13 protein-coding genes and 1 pseudogene are annotated in these 16948 nt (G+C 67.6%); 10 read left to right on the top strand and 4 right to left on the bottom strand.

Going from position 1 to position 16948, the window contains the following annotated elements; genetic code table 11:
* Positions 1-62 precede the first annotated feature (62 nt).
* Complete coding sequence (locus D472_RS0109430) at positions 63-1427, top strand: acyltransferase family protein (protein WP_017604234.1); 1365 nt, start codon at positions 63-65, stop codon at positions 1425-1427.
* 72 nt (positions 1428-1499) lie between these two features.
* A complete protein-coding gene (locus tag D472_RS0109435) occupies positions 1500-2321 on the top strand; it encodes an alpha/beta fold hydrolase (protein WP_017604235.1) in 822 nt (273 codons plus the stop codon).
* Here D472_RS0109435 and D472_RS27525 read toward each other — a convergent pair.
* A pseudogene (locus D472_RS27525) lies at positions 2314-2831 on the bottom strand (SDR family oxidoreductase); the annotation flags it as partial. The gene D472_RS0109435 and the pseudogene D472_RS27525 overlap by 8 nt on opposite strands.
* A 166-nt stretch (positions 2832-2997) precedes the next feature.
* Between D472_RS27525 and D472_RS0109445 the strand changes: the two are divergent.
* Together D472_RS0109445 and D472_RS0109450 are read left to right on the top strand one after the other, a co-directional pair.
* The gene (locus tag D472_RS0109445) at positions 2998-4272 is read left to right on the top strand and encodes an AGE family epimerase/isomerase (protein WP_017604238.1); all 1275 of its coding nucleotides are present in this window, start codon (positions 2998-3000) and stop codon (positions 4270-4272) included.
* The gene (locus D472_RS0109450) at positions 4269-5255 is read left to right on the top strand and encodes a carbohydrate kinase family protein (protein ID WP_017604239.1); all 987 of its coding nucleotides are present in this window, start codon (positions 4269-4271) and stop codon (positions 5253-5255) included. The genes D472_RS0109445 and D472_RS0109450 overlap by 4 nt, the downstream gene beginning before the upstream one ends.
* A gap of 60 nt (positions 5256-5315) precedes the next feature.
* On the opposite strand, the gene D472_RS0109455 is transcribed toward D472_RS0109450, so the two are convergent.
* The 3 genes from D472_RS0109455 to D472_RS0109465 are packed head-to-tail and all read right to left on the bottom strand — an operon-like array spanning position 5316 to position 8234.
* Positions 5316-7049, bottom strand: a complete 1734-nt coding sequence (locus D472_RS0109455) for an ABC-three component system protein (protein WP_017604240.1) — start codon at positions 7047-7049, stop codon at positions 5316-5318.
* Positions 7039-7299 (bottom strand): ABC-three component system middle component 6, encoded by a 261-nt coding sequence (locus tag D472_RS0109460; protein ID WP_017604241.1) that lies wholly within the window; start codon positions 7297-7299, stop codon positions 7039-7041. Before D472_RS0109460 ends, D472_RS0109455 begins: the two co-directional genes overlap by 11 nt.
* The gene (locus D472_RS0109465; RefSeq protein WP_017604242.1) at positions 7296-8234 is read right to left on the bottom strand and encodes an ABC-three component system protein; all 939 of its coding nucleotides are present in this window, start codon (positions 8232-8234) and stop codon (positions 7296-7298) included. The genes D472_RS0109460 and D472_RS0109465 overlap by 4 nt, the downstream gene beginning before the upstream one ends.
* A 660-nt stretch (positions 8235-8894) precedes the next feature.
* Here D472_RS0109465 and D472_RS0109470 point away from each other — a divergent pair.
* The 6 genes from D472_RS0109470 to D472_RS0109495 all read left to right on the top strand — a co-directional run bounded on the left by D472_RS0109470 (position 8895) and on the right by D472_RS0109495 (position 16682).
* The gene (locus D472_RS0109470; RefSeq protein ID WP_026117531.1) at positions 8895-11717 is read left to right on the top strand and encodes a helix-turn-helix transcriptional regulator; all 2823 of its coding nucleotides are present in this window, start codon (positions 8895-8897) and stop codon (positions 11715-11717) included.
* A gap of 101 nt (positions 11718-11818) precedes the next feature.
* A complete protein-coding gene (locus D472_RS0109475; protein ID WP_026117532.1) occupies positions 11819-12658 on the top strand; it encodes an ABC transporter ATP-binding protein in 840 nt (279 codons plus the stop codon).
* Positions 12655-13374 (top strand): ABC transporter ATP-binding protein, encoded by a 720-nt coding sequence (locus D472_RS0109480; RefSeq protein WP_017604245.1) that lies wholly within the window; start codon positions 12655-12657, stop codon positions 13372-13374. The genes D472_RS0109475 and D472_RS0109480 overlap by 4 nt, the downstream gene beginning before the upstream one ends.
* Positions 13375-13384: 10 nt before the next feature.
* Positions 13385-14236, top strand: coding sequence for a branched-chain amino acid ABC transporter permease (locus tag D472_RS0109485; RefSeq protein WP_017604246.1), 852 nt, complete (start codon positions 13385-13387; stop codon positions 14234-14236).
* Between the two features lie 2 nt (positions 14237-14238).
* Complete coding sequence (locus D472_RS0109490) at positions 14239-15330, top strand: branched-chain amino acid ABC transporter permease (protein WP_017604247.1); 1092 nt, start codon at positions 14239-14241, stop codon at positions 15328-15330.
* A gap of 26 nt (positions 15331-15356) precedes the next feature.
* Positions 15357-16682: an ABC transporter substrate-binding protein gene (locus D472_RS0109495; protein ID WP_026117533.1), complete on the top strand. Its 1326-nt coding sequence runs from the start codon at positions 15357-15359 to the stop codon at positions 16680-16682.
* The last annotated feature ends 266 nt before the right edge of the window (positions 16683-16948 follow it).

Genomic DNA, 16948 nt, shown 5'->3' on the forward strand with positions numbered 1-16948 from the left:
TGTGACCTGTGGGCACCCTTGTGTGCTCGTCGGTCCTCCGGGAGGACCAAGGAGCGACAACGATGACCGTGACCGTCGAACCCGCGGGTGGGCGTCCGCCCACCGCCGCACCCGTCACCACCACATCCCCCAGCCGTTCGCGTGATCGTTTCCTCGACGTGTTGCGCATGTTCGTCATGGTCTTGGTCGTGGTTCAACACTGGTGGCTTCCGGTGCTCAGCGTGCAGACCCAGGGGGAACTGGACACGGGCAGTGTGCTCAGCGTGAACGGCGGGTTCGCACTGACCTGGATCTCCCAGGTCATGCCGTTGATCTTCTTCGTAGGCGGCGCCGCCAATCTGATCAGCTGGCGGGCGGCCTCGGGTCGAGGTGAACGGGCCCGGGTCTGGTGGGCCAAGCGCCTGCGCAGACTGGCCTGGCCGGTGGTGCCCTTGGCGGTGGTGTGGATCATCGCTTGCCACCTGCTCGTTCTGGGCGGTGCTCCCGCACAGCCGGTGCTGGTCGGGGCGGGTGCCGCCGGCATGGTGCTGTGGTTCCTGGCCGTGTACGTACTGGTGGTCATGGCGACACCGATGCTGGTCGCCGCGCAGGAACGGTTCGGCTGGTGGGTGCCGGTGGCGCTGCTGGCCGGCGCGGTGTTCGTGGACACGGTGCGCTTCAGCTTCGGTGTGGAGTGGTTCGGCTATCTGAACGTGGCGTTCGTCTGGCTGGGTGTGCATCAGTTGGGGTTCCGTTACGTGACCGGTGCGATCACCCGAACACACGCCATCTGGATGGCCGCTGTCGGTGCGGTGGCCGTACTGGTCCTGGCCGCCTTGGGGCCGTACTCGCTGAACATGACCGGTGTGTTCGCGGCCGAGACCTCGAACGTGGCCCCGCCGACCCTGGTCTTGGCGGCGTTGGGTTCGTTGCAGGTCGGGGTCGCGGTGCTGCTCCGGCGGTGGATCGGTGCCTGGGCGGACCGCCCCGGCCCGGCGCGGATGCTGGACCGGCTGTGCCCGCAACTGATGACGGTGTACCTGTGGCACATGCTGCCGATCAGCGTGGTCGCCGGCGTAGTGGTGTTCGGTCTGGGCATCGACACCCCCGAACCGATGACCGGCTGGTGGCTGCTATGGGGCGTACTCGGGGTCGCGGTCCTGGTGCCGTTGGTACTGCCGCTGGCGCACTGGGCGGTGCGTTTCGAGGAGCCGCCTCGTGTGCTCAAGGGTGACCCGGGTCTGCTTCGGGTGCTGGCCGCCGCGCTTTTGATCGGCGGGGGCATGTTGACCCTGACCGTGACGGGTCTGGGTTTCGGCCCCTTCCCGGTGCTCGGCCTGGGCGCCATCGTCTCGGGTCTGTTGCTGACCGCGGCCCCCAGGGTCCGGGATGGTGGCACGACTCGCGGGGTGTTCCGGGACGTGGCCCGGGGGTCGATACGCGCCTGAGCGGCGAAGAAGGGGGGCTCGCTCTTGGTTCTCGCGGGTGGCGGGGATCGGCTGCGCGGGTAGATCTAGACCATGGATGCCAGACGAATCGCCTATGACCGGCGCGGCCGTGGTCGGCCGATCGTCCTCTTGCACGGGCTCGGTGACCGGTGGCGGTGCTGGCGGCCGGTGATGCCTCGGTTGGCCGATGACTACGAGCTGATCGCCGTCGATCTTCCGGGTTTCGGACAGTCGCCGGGGCCCGAACCGGAGGAACCCTACGACGTGCACGAGCTCGTGCGGGTGATCGGGGACTTCTGCGAGCTGCTCGATCTGGAGCGCCCGCACCTGGTCGGTAACTCCCTGGGTGGTTCGATCGCTTTGGAGTTGGGGGTTCAGGGGGTCGCCGGCTCGGTCACGGTGTTCTCTCCGGCCGGGTTCTCCGGTGAGGCGGGCCGATGGGGGATGCGCACCTTGGGTGTGCTCGCGAAACTGGCGACCCAGGTCCCGTTGCCCGTCAAGGAACGGTTGGCGGACACCCCGCCGGCTCGTGCCGTGGCCCGAATCGCGTTGCGCGGTGACCCCTCCTCACCCAAGGCCAAGGCCCTCCGATTCGGGGTGGACAAACTCGAACCCGGTTCCGCGTACGTGCGTATGGTGCCCGAGATCGCCGAATACGACTTCGTGCGGCGACCGATCGACTGTCCGGTCACGGTCGCGTGGGGCGACCATGATCGGACCCTGCCGCCCTCGAGTGCTCAGAACGCTTATGAAAGGTTGCCCGGCGCGCGCATGGTGTCGCTGCTCGGGGCGGGACACATCCCGATGGTGGAGGATCCCGTCATGGTGGCCGAGCACATCAGGTGGACCTGTCAGGTCGCCGATCGGGAAGGTTTCGCCGAGCGGGTCAGGTGAACAGGAATCCACCTTCGGAGCTGATCCCCTGGCCGGTGATCCAGGCCGCCTCATCGGTGGCCGGCCAGGCCGGCAGGCGTGCCGGGTCGTCCGGTTCACCGAGCCTGCCCAGCGCGAACACGGGTACCACTCGGTCCAGGAGTTCGCCCTCGATGTAGCCGGTCCGCACCGGTCCGGGGTCGACCGTGTTGACGGTGATGCCCGCAGGTCCCAGCTCCGCCGCGATGGTGGGGGTGATCTGGGAGAGTGCGCCCTTGGCGGAGGCGTAGGCGACTTCGCCCGGCATCGGGCCGTGCGTTTGACCGGAGGTCATGAACAACACCCGGCCCCCGGTCGTCCGTCGTGTCGCGCGGCGAAGGCCTGCGCCGGGGCGTCGGGGTCGGCCATGTCGGCGCTGATGTGCGCTACGCGGGCATCAGGGACGGCGAGCACCGAACGTACTCCGGCGACCACGGCCTCGACGTCGTCGCCTCCCCACGGTTGGTCCTCGTCGTGCGGGCGGTAGTGGTGGTCACCATGCCAGGTCGGGCATGCGCGGTTCCAGCGGTTTTCCCGAGTCCATGCGCTGGGAGGATGCCCGAGGGCACTTGGATGAAGCGTGGTGAGGTGGGCTTTCCCGAGGCGGTCGGTTCGGGATAGCGTTACGCGCGCAACGACTCCCCGAGGAGGCACTGGTTTGACCGCATCGACACACCCGGTCCCGGGAGGGGCCGCGTGGCTTAGGGAGCAGGAACGGCGACTGGTCGGTTTCGCCACCGGGGCGGCGGTTCCGGACGGGTTCGGTTTCCTGGACGCGAAGGGCGCGGTGGAGTCGGAGCGTCCGACCGCCACCTGGATCACGGCTCGCATGACGTACGTGTTCTCCCTGGCGCACCTGCGCGGGGTCTCCGGCGCCGCCGAGCTGGCCGATCATGGCCTGGCCGCCCTGTCGGGTCCGCTGCGCGACGCCGACCTGGGCGGATGGTTCGACGAGGTGCCCGAAGGTGGCGATCCCCAGACGCTTCGGGAGCGCTCCCAAGTATTGCCGGAGAAGTCCGCCTACCCGCACTCCTTCGTCGTCCTGGCCGCCGCCACCGCCGCCCACGCGGGTCGCCCAGGCGCACGAGCCCTACTCGACGAGGCCCTCGGCGTCATCGACGAGCGGTTCTGGGAACCCGAGGCCGCCTGCGTGCGGGAGAGCTGGGACGCCGACTGGACCACCACCGAGTCCTACCGGGGCGCCAACAGCGCGATGCACTGCGTGGAGGCCTTCCTCGCGGCCGCCGACGTCACGGGCGAGACCAAGTGGACCCGCAGGGCGTTGGCCATCGCCGAACGCCTGATCCACGGAGTGGCCGCCGACCACGGTTGGCGTCTGCCCGAGCACTTCACTCCGGACTGGGAGCCCGTGCTCGACTACAACCGGGACCGACCCGACCACCCCTTCCGGCCGTTCGGTAGTACCACCGGCCACCTGTTGGAGTGGGCACGTTTGCTCGTGCACCTGGAACTCGCCCTGAAAAGGGCCGGTGAACCCGTTCCGGAATGGCTGCTCACCGACGCCGAACTCCTCTTCGCCAACGCCGTGCGCCGAGGCTGGCACGTCGACGGAGCCGAGGGGTTCGTCTACACGCTGGACTGGCGGGACCGGCCGGTGGTGCGTCAGCGTATGCACTGGGTGGTGGCCGAAGGCGCCATGGCCGCCTGGGTGTTGGCCGAGCGCACCGGCGAGGAGGTCTACACCGAACACCTGGAACGCTGGTGGGCCTACGCCGACCGCCACCACGTGGACCGGGAGAACGGGAGCTGGTGGCACGAACTCGATCCCAACAACCGACCGGCGGGCTCGGTGTGGGAGGGCAAGCCGGACGTCTACCACGCCTACCAGGCGGTCCTGTTGCCCCAGATCGGTCTGTCCACGTCGATCGCGGCGGCCCTGCCCGCCGAACGGAACGAAGGAGGTGCCGTGTGAGCGAGCAGGCGCCCGCCCGACTCGTGGTGGTCGGCGAGAACGTCATGGACCTGCTACCCGGTAAGCATGGGCCACGGTCGCTGTGGGCCGCGCCCGGTGGTGGTCCGGCCAACACGGCGGTGGCCGCGTCCCGCTTGGGGTTGCCCACCCGGCTGCTGGCCCGGATCGGTTCCGACGGGTTCGGAGCCATGATCCGAGCGCGCCTGCTCACCGAGGGCTTGGACCCGGCCGGACTGATCGATGCCGAGGAGCCGACGGCTCTGGCGTTGGCCACCCTGAGTGAGGACGGGTCCGCGAGCTATGACTTCCGAATGGAGGAGGCCGCCGACTGGCGCTGGCGTTCCGGGGAGCTGCCCGAAACGCTCGAACCCGAGGTCAAGGCCCTGCACGCGGCGTCCATAGCCCTGTTCCGAGAGCCGGGCGCCGGCCTCATCGAGGCCCTGCTGCGCCGCGAACACGGACGTGGCCGGGTGACCGTCACGCTGGACCCCAACATTCGCGCGGACGTGATCGGCGATCCGGCGGCGGCCCGTGCGATGGCCCTGCGTCACGTCGCCCAGGCGCACGTGGTCAAGGCCAGTGACGAGGACCTGGAGTTCCTCTACCCCGATCACCCCGTGGAGGAAGCGGCCGCGGCCTTGGCGGCCCTCGGTCCGGTGCTGGTCGTGGTCACCCGGGGCGGGGAGGGTGCCTTCGCGCTCTCCCACGGGGTGATGGCCTCGGTGCCGGCACCGCCCACGGAGGTGGTGGACACCGTGGGGGCGGGAGACTCGTTCATGGGCGCGCTCCTGCACCGGCTGGACCTGGATGGACGCCTTGGAGAGTCGCCCCGTGAGCGTTTGGCGGGGTTGACGGAGACGGACCTGGAGGCGCTGTTGACCCACGCGGCCACGGCGGCCGCGCACACGGTCACCCGAGAGGGAGCCGATCCGCCTACGGCGGAGGAATTGAACGCGGCCCTCTCCCGCGACTCGGTCGGGTAGGGTTCGCCGGTCCCCGGTCACCGACCGGGGCCGCGTGGTTCCCACCGGACTGCTTTCCGGTCAGAAACGGAACCCGAAAAGTCCTCCGGCCTCCGAGTCGTCCAGCTTCGGCTCGATGATGTACGGCATGGCGTCGAACCCCATCCGTTCGGCCTTGACCAGGTCATCGGAGTTCATGGTCACGACGTACTGCATGCCCTCCTCCTGGGCGACCATGGCCGCCAGTTCCAATGCTCGGGCCACTTGGCGTTCGTCCACGCCATCGTAGATCTTGCTGTCGTGCACGAGGAAGTCGGGCCCTCGACCGGCACGGTGCGCGATCACCGCCCAGGCCAGATCGAAGCAGAACATTTTCATGTTGGAGATGCCGGTGCTGTCGTCGGCTTCGAGTTTGAGCTCGATCTCCAGGTGGCTACGCCTGGCTTGGAAGGTCAGGTAAGGAGCGCGGGCGTCGCCGTACAGGTACTCGGCGAATCGGTTGAACAACAGGTTCGCCTGCTGTTCCTGTTCTCTCCTGGCCTCGATGTCGCTCTGGACCTCCTCCTCCAGAGCGGCTTTCTCTTGGTCGATCTGACGCCGGCTCTGTTCCAAAGTTCGTGCGGCGTTGAGCCTGCTTTGGAGGTATTCGCGCTGTGCTTCTTCTTTGGCGAGTGCCCCCTGCATCACCGTCAGGGTGTCCAGTGCTCCCCCTTCGTTCAAGGTGCGCAGGAGCGCGGCCTGTCTCGCACCGAGGTCTTCACGCTCCCTCTCGCTCGTGGTGAGCTTTTCGCGTAAGGCGGCGGCTTCCTCGTTCAGGTACCGTCGTCGGTTGCGCACGACCGCCCGGTGGAAGGCTTCCACCTGGTCGAACCGGGCCCGTACCTGGTCGCCGAGAAGGACTCCCATCTCCTGGTAGGCCCGTTCGAGGTAGTCATGGCCTGGATCGTCGGCTTCCTCGATGGAGCGTTCGATGTCCGCGAGATTCCTTCGACCGATCACGTCCGCTTCGCGTAGTTGACGGATGCGAGAGTCCACCCGCTCCGCTTCTCGGCGGATCTCCTCGTACTCCGGAACGACCTGGAAGTCGGAGATCTGCGCCTTGAGATCGGCGATACGACGTTCGATGACGATGAGCTGGCCGCGAAGGTCACCGGACTTGCCGACGATGTCCTTCCACACCGGGTCATCGGTGGCCCGCGCTAGCTTCCTTCGGGTCTGCTCCCGTTCGGCGAGTTCGCCGTAGCGAGCGGCGAGTGCCCAGTCCATACCCAGCAGATGGCAAAGGTTCGCGGTGGCCAGGTGCCGGGAGGTCTGCGGGTTGGGCCTGAGGGCGTCGGCGAAACCGTTCTTCTCGGTTCTGCGCAGGTAGAAGCCGAGCAGGAGTCGGCCACTCAAGACCTTGTCGGCGTCCCTGATCCCGAACAATTCGCGTTCGAGGGCGCTCCTCCATTCCTTCACCCCGGACACACCGGCTCTTTGGATGAGTACATCGGGGTCATGCCCACGGATGTCCGGGTCGAGGTAGATCTTCTTCGGGTCACTCCCGGAGCGACGAACACTGAGCCTGCCAACGGGCTCGGGCCAGTCCAGGACGAGTTCGAACGTGGTTCCCTTGTTCTCTCCACGGGTGACCAACGGCGTCTTGTCCGCCCCCAGCAGAAAATGAAGCAACTCCACCATGCTGGTCTTACCGACCGCGTTGCGGCTCTGGTCTTCGGTGGAAGCGGACGTACGGTCCGCGAGCAAGAGGTTGAGTCCGGGAGTGAAGGAGATCGCCCGGAACCGGGGATCGCTCGCTTTCAGTTCACGCAACATCGGACGCCTCTCGGAAGACTAGGACGTCCTCACGTAGTTCCACCGTTCCCAGGGTGTAGAGAACGTCGAGAGCGAGCACGAACCACCAGAACGGCAAAGGAGCGTTGTGGTCGTGATCGGATCGCCACTTCTGGAGTCGACGCCACGCCTGATCCACGGTGATGCTCTGGTGTTCACTCGCCTGGAGGATCTGGGCGCCCACGGTCAACAACGCCCGCTGCGGGGCGATTCCCTTGGTCGGTGCGATCACGTGGTCCCCCCTTCCATGGTTTCGTGGGCGGTGGGCCAGTCCTGCGGTGGTATCTCGAAGATCTCGCACTCCCCGAAGAAGTACATCAGCACGGTGTTCGCCTCGATCTGATCTTTCGGGCTCCTAGCCTCGTTGCCAAGGATGTACCACTGGAGGCGAACGACGATCGCATCGGGATCATCGAGGGTGTCGGCGAGGTCGAGGTACTCCTGGCGAAAGGCCGCGGCGACCTCGTCTCTCTCGATGGGATCGGCCAGACCGTCGTAGTAGTCCTTGACGAGCGGGACATGCGGCAGGCTCAGCCGCAGGAAGTCCGCCATGTCCTCACCGAAGCGGTTGTACTCCAACTTGTGGCTCGGGGGTATGGGGATGTTGGTCGGTAACGAACTCCGTTTCCGGTTCGTGGACAGGTGGTCCAGGAGCGGAGCCAGTTCGGCCATACCGACACCTGTGACCATCGCCTTCAGCGGAAATGGGCCGATGAGGTCCTCGATGTCCTCGCTGTCCAACCTTCTGAGGACGCGGAACATCTGGTCGAGGCCGAAGTTCTCGAACTTCAGCGAAGGATGATCGGCTTGGGCCTCGGAAATCTCCAAGGTCACCTGAGGGGCCACACCACGTGAATTGTTGTGGACGAAGACGAAGGTATCGAAATCATCTCCCCTGTGGGTGATGGCTTCATGTAGGTCCGAACGGAACTTGCGTCCAACCTCGTATTCGTTCGCCGTTTGAGGGCCGTAGCAGGCGTAGAGCCTACGCCCACTGATCAGTAGGCCATCGGCGCCTCGGTCGCCCCTGGTCGTGCGGACGGGAAAGAAGCCCGGGTCCGCCAACTGCATGAGGCGATGAAAGAAGTCCTCGAACGCTTCACCATGCAGGTTGGCGGTTCTGTCCTTGAGCATCGTGCGCGCGCACCAGCGTTGCCAGGGCTCCATGCGTGCTTCCTTCGCTTTAAGGTTCCTTTGCTCTTCGTGGTTCAGTAACTACCACCCGAATATCGTCAGCGATGGTGCTTTGGCCGTTTGTGGCCGGACCGAGTCGCGAGTGCCAGTGCGGCCTGTCGAACGGGTTCGGCGAATCAGCTCAGTACGCGCGACCGAGCAGGCACACGGGTCGGAGTGGGTCGGTCGTCCACAGGCTGTGGACGCGTAGTGGCCAGGGAGGTCCCGCACGTGGTTCTCTCGACTCATGGGGGAGCCCGCGAACCCGTCCGCCTCACGCTGTCCGCAAGCCCTTGCCGCCGCCCAAAGATGACAGAAAACTACCGATAGTGGCGTATGTCCTGTTTGTCGGTTTCGCGGGTTGGGTGTTGTACGCACGTAACGTCTTGATAACCCCGGTGAGTGTGTGAGAGCGGCGCGGAGAGGGTTTTCAGGGTCGGAATCGGGCGCGCGGACCCCCTTGTCAAGATTGCTCGAAACCCATGTGGAGCAAGGGTTTCAGGGCGATCGACCCCTCTCCTCAAGGTCCTCTTCCGCGTTGACGAAGCCCTCCTTCGGGCCGCCGCACGCGACTCCGTGCGGGCATCGGTGGAACCACCAGTGTGGCCTCTTGGGCCTGCCCGAACAGGGCATTCATGTGCGAATGTGTGACACGTGGCACATAGGTACACGGAGCCCCAGAACATACGTCTCCGGGGCCGGGACACCGAGCAGCGGATCCTCGCCGACGCCTTGGGCGACGCGAGGTCCGGGCAAGGCGTGTCCCTCCTCTTCTCCGCCGGCCCGGGGCTGGGCAAGACCACCCTCCTCGAACACGCCGGGACCACCGCAGGCGATTTCACCGTTCTGCGCCTAGGGGGAGTCGCCGACGAGGCGGACTTCCCCCTCGCCGGACTGCACCGACTCCTTCTCCCGGTCGAGGCGGTCTTGGGTCGACTCCCCGAAGAACGCCGCACCCTCCTGCGCGAGGCCATCACCCGAGGCGGGGTGGCCGAGACCGACCGCTTCGCCCTCTACACCGCCCTCCTCGAACTCTTCTCCCTGGTCGCTTCCGAACGTCCCCTCCTGCTCTGCGTCGACGACGCCGACCTCTTGGACACCCCCACCCTGGAGGCCCTCGCCTTCACGGCCCGGCGTCTGACCGGCGCCCCCATCACCATCGTGTTCGCGGCCGGTGAGGGACGAGGCAAACCCGCCGACGCCCCCGGTCTCACCTCCTCCAGCGCCTTGGGGGAGGGCGTTCGCGAACCCCTCGTCCACGGGGTCACCGAATACCGGCTCACCCCGCTCGGCGACCGCGCCGTCCACGACATCCTCACCGATCGGGCTCCCGCACACCTGTCCTCCTCGGTCCGTTCCCTGCTGGTCCGGTCCTGCCACGGCAACCCGGCGGCCCTCCTCGGATTCCTCGACTCCTTGACCACGGGCCAGATCCAGGGGGAGGCGCCACTGCCCGAGCCACCCCCTCTTCCCGAGCGGTTGCGCTCCTCCCTCCTGGCCCCCTACCGGGCGCTGCCCGAGGACACCCGGTACGTGCTGTTGCTGGCGGCTCTGTCCGCGGACTCCCGCGCCCACCTGTTGTTGGACGCTGCGGATGGGTCCTCGTCGACCATCGGTGTGCTGGAACCCGCGGAGGAACGCGGTCTGGTCTCGATCGACACCGACACCGTCGTCTTCGCCAACCCCCTGCTGCGCGAAGCCATCGCCCAAGGCACCCCCGCAGGCCGACTGCGCGACGCACACCGAGCCCTGGCCGCCGTCACCGACCCCGAATTCGCACCGGTGGAGTTCGCCCGGCACACCGCGCAGGGGGCCGATGCCCCCGACGCCGACCTCGCCGACCGGGTCGCCGCGGCGGCGCGTCGCGCCAGACGCCTGGAGGGTCCGCTGGCGGCCTCACTCGCCAGCGAGCGCGCCGCCTTCCTCACCCCCGACCCCGATGGGCGTTCCTGTCGTCTCTCCAGTGCCTCCCACAAGGCCTATCTCGCCGGGGATTGCGACCGCGCCGCCCAGATCCTGGCCCAGGCCAGGCCCTTGGCCGTCTCCGACCGGCGTCGGGCCATCATCGACCTCATCGACGCCCAACTGCACATGCGCGACTCCAACGCCATCGACGCCACGGAGCGCCTCTTCGAGATCGGCCGAGACCTGGCTCCGCACGATCGGACCCTGGCCCTGCGTGCCTTGGCCCGTGCCGCGGACAGCGCCTCCTACGCGGGCGACCCGATCCGACACGATCGCGCCGCCAAGCTGGCGGTGAGTCTGGTTCGGCCGGACGACCCCACCTCGATGCGGATGACCTCGGCGTACCTGGAGGGATGCAGCATCTCCTTCCGGGGCGACTACCCGAACTCCACACCGCTGCTACGCGAAGCGGTCCGCCTCTCCTCCGAGATGACCACGCCCACCGAGATGGTGTGGGCGGGCATCTGCGGACTGCGTCTGGGAGACGCACCCTTCGTCCGTAGCATCACCTCCCGCGCCGCGGAGACCGCTCGGACCCGAGGCGAACACACCTTCGTCCCCTCGGCCATGGCCTTCCTGGTCTTCTCCGAGTTCTGGAGCGGGCGTTTTCCGTCCGCCGCCGGGAGCGCGCTGGAGGGCTTGCGGGCCTCCAGGGAGACCGGCCAGTCCATCTGGGCGACCCACAACCTGGCGTCGCTGGCGATGATCGCCGCCATCCAGGGCGATGTCGACACCTGTCGGCTCCGGGCGCGCGCGGTCGCCACCCAGGCGGGGGAGAACAGCCTCGGTCTGTCCGCGGCCCTGGCCTCCTGGGCCTTGGCGGTCCTGGAACTATCACGCGGCAACGCCGCCGACGCGTTCTTCCGGCTGCGCTCCCTGGTGCACGCCGGCCCGGGGCACGGGCACCCCACCATGCGCCTACTCACGGCCCCGCACTTCGTGGAAGCCGCGGTACGCATGGGCGAGACGGAGTGGGCACGGGCCTCCCTGAGCGGTTATCGAGGATGGGCCGAGTCCGTCGAGAGTTCGAGCGCGTTGGCCCTGGCCGCGCGCGGGGAGGGTCTCCTCGCCACCGGTGACGAGGCGGCCGACCACTTCGAGACCGCGCTGGCCCTGCATCGGGCCTGCGGGGACGATGACGTCGAGCACGCACGCACCCAGTTGCTGTTCGGCGCCTTCCTGCGGCGCGCCCGGCTACCCGGGCGAGCCCGTGAACACCTGTACAACGCCCTGGAGACCTTCGAACGGTTCGGGGCACGGTTGTGGGTCCGACAGACCCGCGCCGAACTGCGCGCCATCGGTACCTCCGAGCGCGGTCCCGAAACCACGCCCACCAGCGAGTTGACCGCGCAACAGCAGCAGATCGCCCGGTTGGTGGCCGAGGGAGCGACCAACCGGGAGGTGGCCGCCCACATGTTCATCAGCCCACGCACGGTGGAGCACCACCTACGCGGCATCTTCCGCAAGCTCAACATCAGGTCCCGGGTGGACCTGGCCCGCCTCTTCACCTGACAGAGGCTCCGAAAGTCCGGACGCGACGGAGCGGACGGATCACTGCTTCGTACCAACTAGTCGGTACGGACCCGCTGGTCGCAACCGTGAGAAAGGCAGTCATGACAACGACCGCACCGGAACATCTCCTGAGAGCGGACGGGGTGACCGTGCGCTTCGGAGGCCTCACCGCGCTCGACGACGTCGGACTCCGAGTGGAACCCGGATCCGTCGTCGGCCTCATCGGCCCCAACGGCGCGGGCAAGACCACCTTCTTCAACGTCCTGTCCGGTGTCCTGCGTCCCACCAGCGGAACCATCTCCTGGAAGGGGGCACCGCCACCCGGTCGCAAGACCCATCACCTGGCCAAGGCCGGGATCGCCCGTACCTTCCAGGGTCTCAACCTCTTCCCGATGATGCCCGTGATCTGGAACGTCATGGTCGGGGCCGACCGGCTCGCCCGTGGCGGATCGTTCTCCCTGATCAGCGGGTTGGGTCGCCACCACCGTGACGAGAAGGAGCTCGAAGAGCGGGCCATGGCCGCCCTGGTGCGATTCGGTATCGCCGAGTACGCCACGCGCCTGCCCGGCACCCTCCCCTACGGGGTGCAAAAGCAGGTCGCCCTCGCCCGCGCCTGCGTGGGTGAACCCGAACTCCTCCTCCTCGACGAACCCGCCAGTGGCCTGTCCGGTCAGCAGATGGACAACCTCGCCGAACAGATCCGCGGTTTCAGCAAGGACATGGCGGTCGTCCTCGTCGAACACCACATGGATCTGGTCATGAACGTGTGCGACCACATCGTCGTCCTCAACTTCGGCAAGGTCATCTCCAGCGGTACCCCCGCCGAGGTGCAGGCCGATCCCGCCGTCACCCAGGCCTACCTCGGTACCCCGGCGAACGAGGAGCCCGCCGATGGGCGCCCCGTCACCGTCGACCCGGGCCAGAACGGAGCCGCCCGATGAGTACCGAACCCCTCCTGTCCGTCCAAGGGCTCACCGCCCACTACGGTCCGGTCCGCGTCCTCGACGACGTCTCCCTGGACGTTCCCGACCGTGGTCTGTGCGCCGTCCTGGGCGCCAACGGTGCCGGTAAGACCACCCTGCTGCGTACGCTCACCGGGCTGCACCGGGCCACCTCCGGCCGGGTTCTGCTCGAAGGAGAGGACCTCACCCGTCTGCCCGCCGAGAAGGTCATCACCCGTGGCCTGGCCCACGTCCCCGAGGGCGGCGGAGTGATCGTCGAACTCACCGTCGAGGAGAACCTACGCCTGGGCGGTCTATGGCGCTCCGACCGGCGCGACCGCACCACCTTCGACGAAGTCATGGACCTCTTCCCGCCCTTGGTGGAGCGCCGCACCAAGAGCGCGAGCACCCTCTCCGGTGGCGAACGCCAGATGCTCGCCATCGGCCGCGCCCTCATGGCCCGCCCCAAGGTGCTGCTGCTGGACGAACCCTCGCTCGGTCTCGCACCGCTGATCACCAAGCAGATCTTCACCCTGCTGCGCGACCTGCGCGACCACACCGGACTCACCGTCGTCCTCGTCGAACAGAACGCCGCCGGCGCTCTGTCGGTCACCGACCACGGATTCGTGCTCAACCAGGGCCGCGTCGCCACCGAAGGGCCCTCCGAGGGCCTTCTGGCCGACGACCGCACGCGTCACGCCTACCTCGGCTTCTGAGGGAGACCCCATGACCCACTTCATCAACCTGACCCTGAACGGGCTGGCGTCCGGGGCGGCCTACGCGGCGCTCGCGCTGTCCCTGGTCATCATCTACCAGGCCACCCGGCTGGTGAACTTCGCCCAGCCCGCCCTGGCCCTGGTGGCGGTCTACGCCGCCTACACCGTCACCCAACTCACCGGTTCCTACTGGATCGGATTCGCCTCGGCCCTCATCGTGGGCATGGCGGCGGGTGCCCTCGTCGAACGCGTCATCATCCGCCCCATCGCCAAGACCTCCCAGCTCAACGCCATCATCGTCACACTCGGACTCCTCCTGGTGATCCAGGGCGGGGTGGGCATGGTCTGGGGCAACGAACAGCACGGCTTCCGCTACGCGTTCAGTTACGTGGGCCGCTTCTCTCCCGCGGACACCTTCGCCTTGGTCTCCGTGGGGGTCGTCGCCCTGCTGCTCTTCGCCGTCTACCGCTTCACCCCGTTCGGCCTGCGTATGCGCGCTGCCGCCTTCCACCCCGAATCGGCGCGGCTCAGCGGTGTGAAGGTGGGCCTGATGCTCACGGCCGGTTGGGGCATCGCCTCCTTCATCGGCGCCCTGGCGGGGATGCTCGCCGGACCTCCGTTCCTCTCGCCCAACGTGTTCGACGTGGTGTTCGTCTTCGGGATCACCGCCGCCGTGGTCGGCGGGCTGGACAACCCCTTCGGAGCGGTCATCGGAGGTCTGCTCATCGGCCTGGGCATGTCCTACGTGTCCGGCTACCTCGGGCCCGAACTGGCCACCCTGTCCGCCCTCGCCATCGTCGTCATCGTCCTGAGCGTGCGTCCCGACGGCATCCTGTCCCGGCCGACCGCGCGAAAGGTGTAGCCATGTCTCAGCCCACCACCCAGCGCGACAAGCGCACCGCAGCCCCTTCCGGGAGCGACCGGACACCGCCCAAGACGCCCCGAGCCTCCAGCTGGGCCTCCATGCCCCTCCCGGTCCGGCACCTGCTGCTGGCCGTGCTCGGCCTGGTCGGCGTCACCGGACTGCTGTTCGTCACCGGAGACCTCACCGCGCTGCGCATCGCCGCAGTCGGTTACACCATGCTCGCCGTCGCCGGCCTCCAGCTGTTGGTCGGCGGTTCCGGCCAGGTGTCCTTGGGACACGGCGCGTTCATGATGATCGGTGCCTACACGATGGCACTGCTGGTCCTGCACCAGCCGATGCTTCCGCTGGCCGCCAACCTCGGCATCATCGTGGTGGTATCGATCATCGCCGGTATCGCCGTCGGTGCCGCCACCGCGCGGCTGCACGGCCCCTACCTGGCCGGTGCCACCCTCATCCTCGCGGTGGGGTTGCCCGGCCTCACACACCGCTACCACGACCTTCTCGGCGGTAGCAACGGGCTCAACATCCGTACCGCCGGGGCACCGCCCTTCCTCCAGGACCTGCTCAGCACCAGTGAATGGCGGGCGCTGGTCGTGTGGACCACCGTCGTCATCGGTCTGGCGGTGCTCGCCACCATCTCGTCCGGACGCCTGGGGCGCCGGATGCGCGCCATCCGTGACGACGAGACCGCGGCCGCCATGGCCGGTGTCCCCGTCGGTAAGACCAAGGTGGTCGCCTTCGTCATCGCCTCCACCGCCGGTGGTCTGGCCGGTGGCCTCCAGGCCTACGTACTCGGCACCGTCACCCCCAGCAGCTTCACGCTCGTGCTGTCGCTGACCCTGCTCGCCGCACTGGTCCTCGGTGGCATCGGCAGCCTGTGGGGTGCTTTGTGGGCCTCGATCGCCATCGTCTACCTACAGATCTGGGCCGGCGACCTGGCCGGCGCCATGAACCTGAGCCGCGACGCGGAGAACAACCTGCCCATCGTGTTCTTCGGCGTCGTACTCATCCTCGTCCTGCGTTTTTGGCCCCTGGGTGTCCACGGGGCCCTCCAGAGCCTCAGAGCCCGTCTCCGAGCCCGCGAGTCCTAAACCTCCCCCCAACGAAGGAGAACACCATGCGAAAGAGCACTGGATCCCGGGCCTTTCTGGCCTCGGGAATGGCCCTGACCCTGTTCCTCACCGCCTGTAGCGGTGCCGGGCAGGTCGGCGAGAGCGACGACGTCGACCTGGACGTCAGCACCGGTGTCACCGACGACACCGTCGTCATCGGAACCCACCAGCCCCTGACCGGGCCGGCGGCACCCGGATACCTGGCGGTCTCGCAGGGGGCGGCGGCCATCTACGAGTACGTCAACGCCCAGGGCGGCGTGAACGGACGCCAGATCGACTATCGGGTCGAGGACGACGTCTACGACCCCTCCCAGACCATCGACGTCACTCGTCAGCTGGTCATCGAGGACGAGATCTTCGCGATGGTCGGGGGCCTGGGCACGCCCACGCACAGTGGTGTCCTGGACTACCTGAACGAGGAGGGCGTTCCCGACATCTTCCCCTCCTCCGGTGCCTTGGCCTGGAACAACCCCGAGGAGCACCCGCTCACCTACGGTTGGCAGACCGACTACACCAAGGAAGCGAAGATCCAGGGCGAGTACATCGCCGAGAACTTCGCCGGGCAGGATGTCGGTTACCTGTACCAGAACGACGACATCGGCGAGGACTCCCAGGCCGGGCTCGACCAGTACCTCAGTGACAACGTCGTCGCCCGTGAACACTACGAGTCCGAGGTCACCGACCTGAGCTCGCAGATCGCCGAACTGGAGAACTCCGGTGCCGAGGTGGTCGTGTGCTCCTGCATCCCGGCGTTCGTCGCCCTGGGCATGCTGGAGGCCGCACGGATCGGCTACGAACCCCAGTGGGTGGTCTCCAGCATCGGTGGTGACACCACCACCTTGCAGGGGCTGCTCGCGACGTTCACCGAGGGCAGTGACGCCGAGGACGTTCCGGCCGACGCGTTCCTGGAGGACCTGCTGATCACCACCTACATGCCTCGGGTGGAGGACGAGAACGACGAGTGGGGACAGTTCTTCCTCGCGGTCTACGACGAGTACGGCGAGGGCGATGTCGTCACCAACACGCACGTCTTCGGTATGACCCAGGCCGTCATGTTCGCCCAGGTCCTCAAGTCCGCCGGTGAGGACCTCACCCGTCAGGCCCTGATCGACGCCATGGAGACCCAGGAGTGGCAGGGGCCCGGTCCGGTGCCCTTCTCCTCCTCCGATGGTGACCACGGTGGCCACCAGGGTGTCTACGTGGTCCAGTACCAGGCGGGTGGCGGCATCGAGGTGGTCCAGGAACCGCGTGTCACCGACCGTGAGGGTGGCGCCATCGAGGAGACCGACTTCGAGCCCCTGATGCCGGAGGACCTCCCCTTCCACGACTAGGTGGTCCGGTTCGCCTCGGATGCCCCGGGGCGTGGCCAGGGAGTACACGAGTAGATGAGGGTGGTGGTCCGGAGGGAGACCTTCGGGCCACCACCCCTTTCGTTGTGCGAAGAGCCCTCCTGCCCGCAGGTGTCGGGCACGCGACCGGCCACGCGAGGTGGTGTTCGGGGCACCCGGTCCGGCGCGGGAGCAGGCCCGCCCCACCCCTGCTCTTTCTTCGCCCCCGCCCCGACCTCACACCCGGACACAACAGCGGTGATCTTGCT

Source organism: Nocardiopsis alkaliphila YIM 80379 (genome assembly GCF_000341005.1).
Taxonomy (GTDB): domain Bacteria; phylum Actinomycetota; class Actinomycetes; order Streptosporangiales; family Streptosporangiaceae; genus Nocardiopsis; species Nocardiopsis alkaliphila.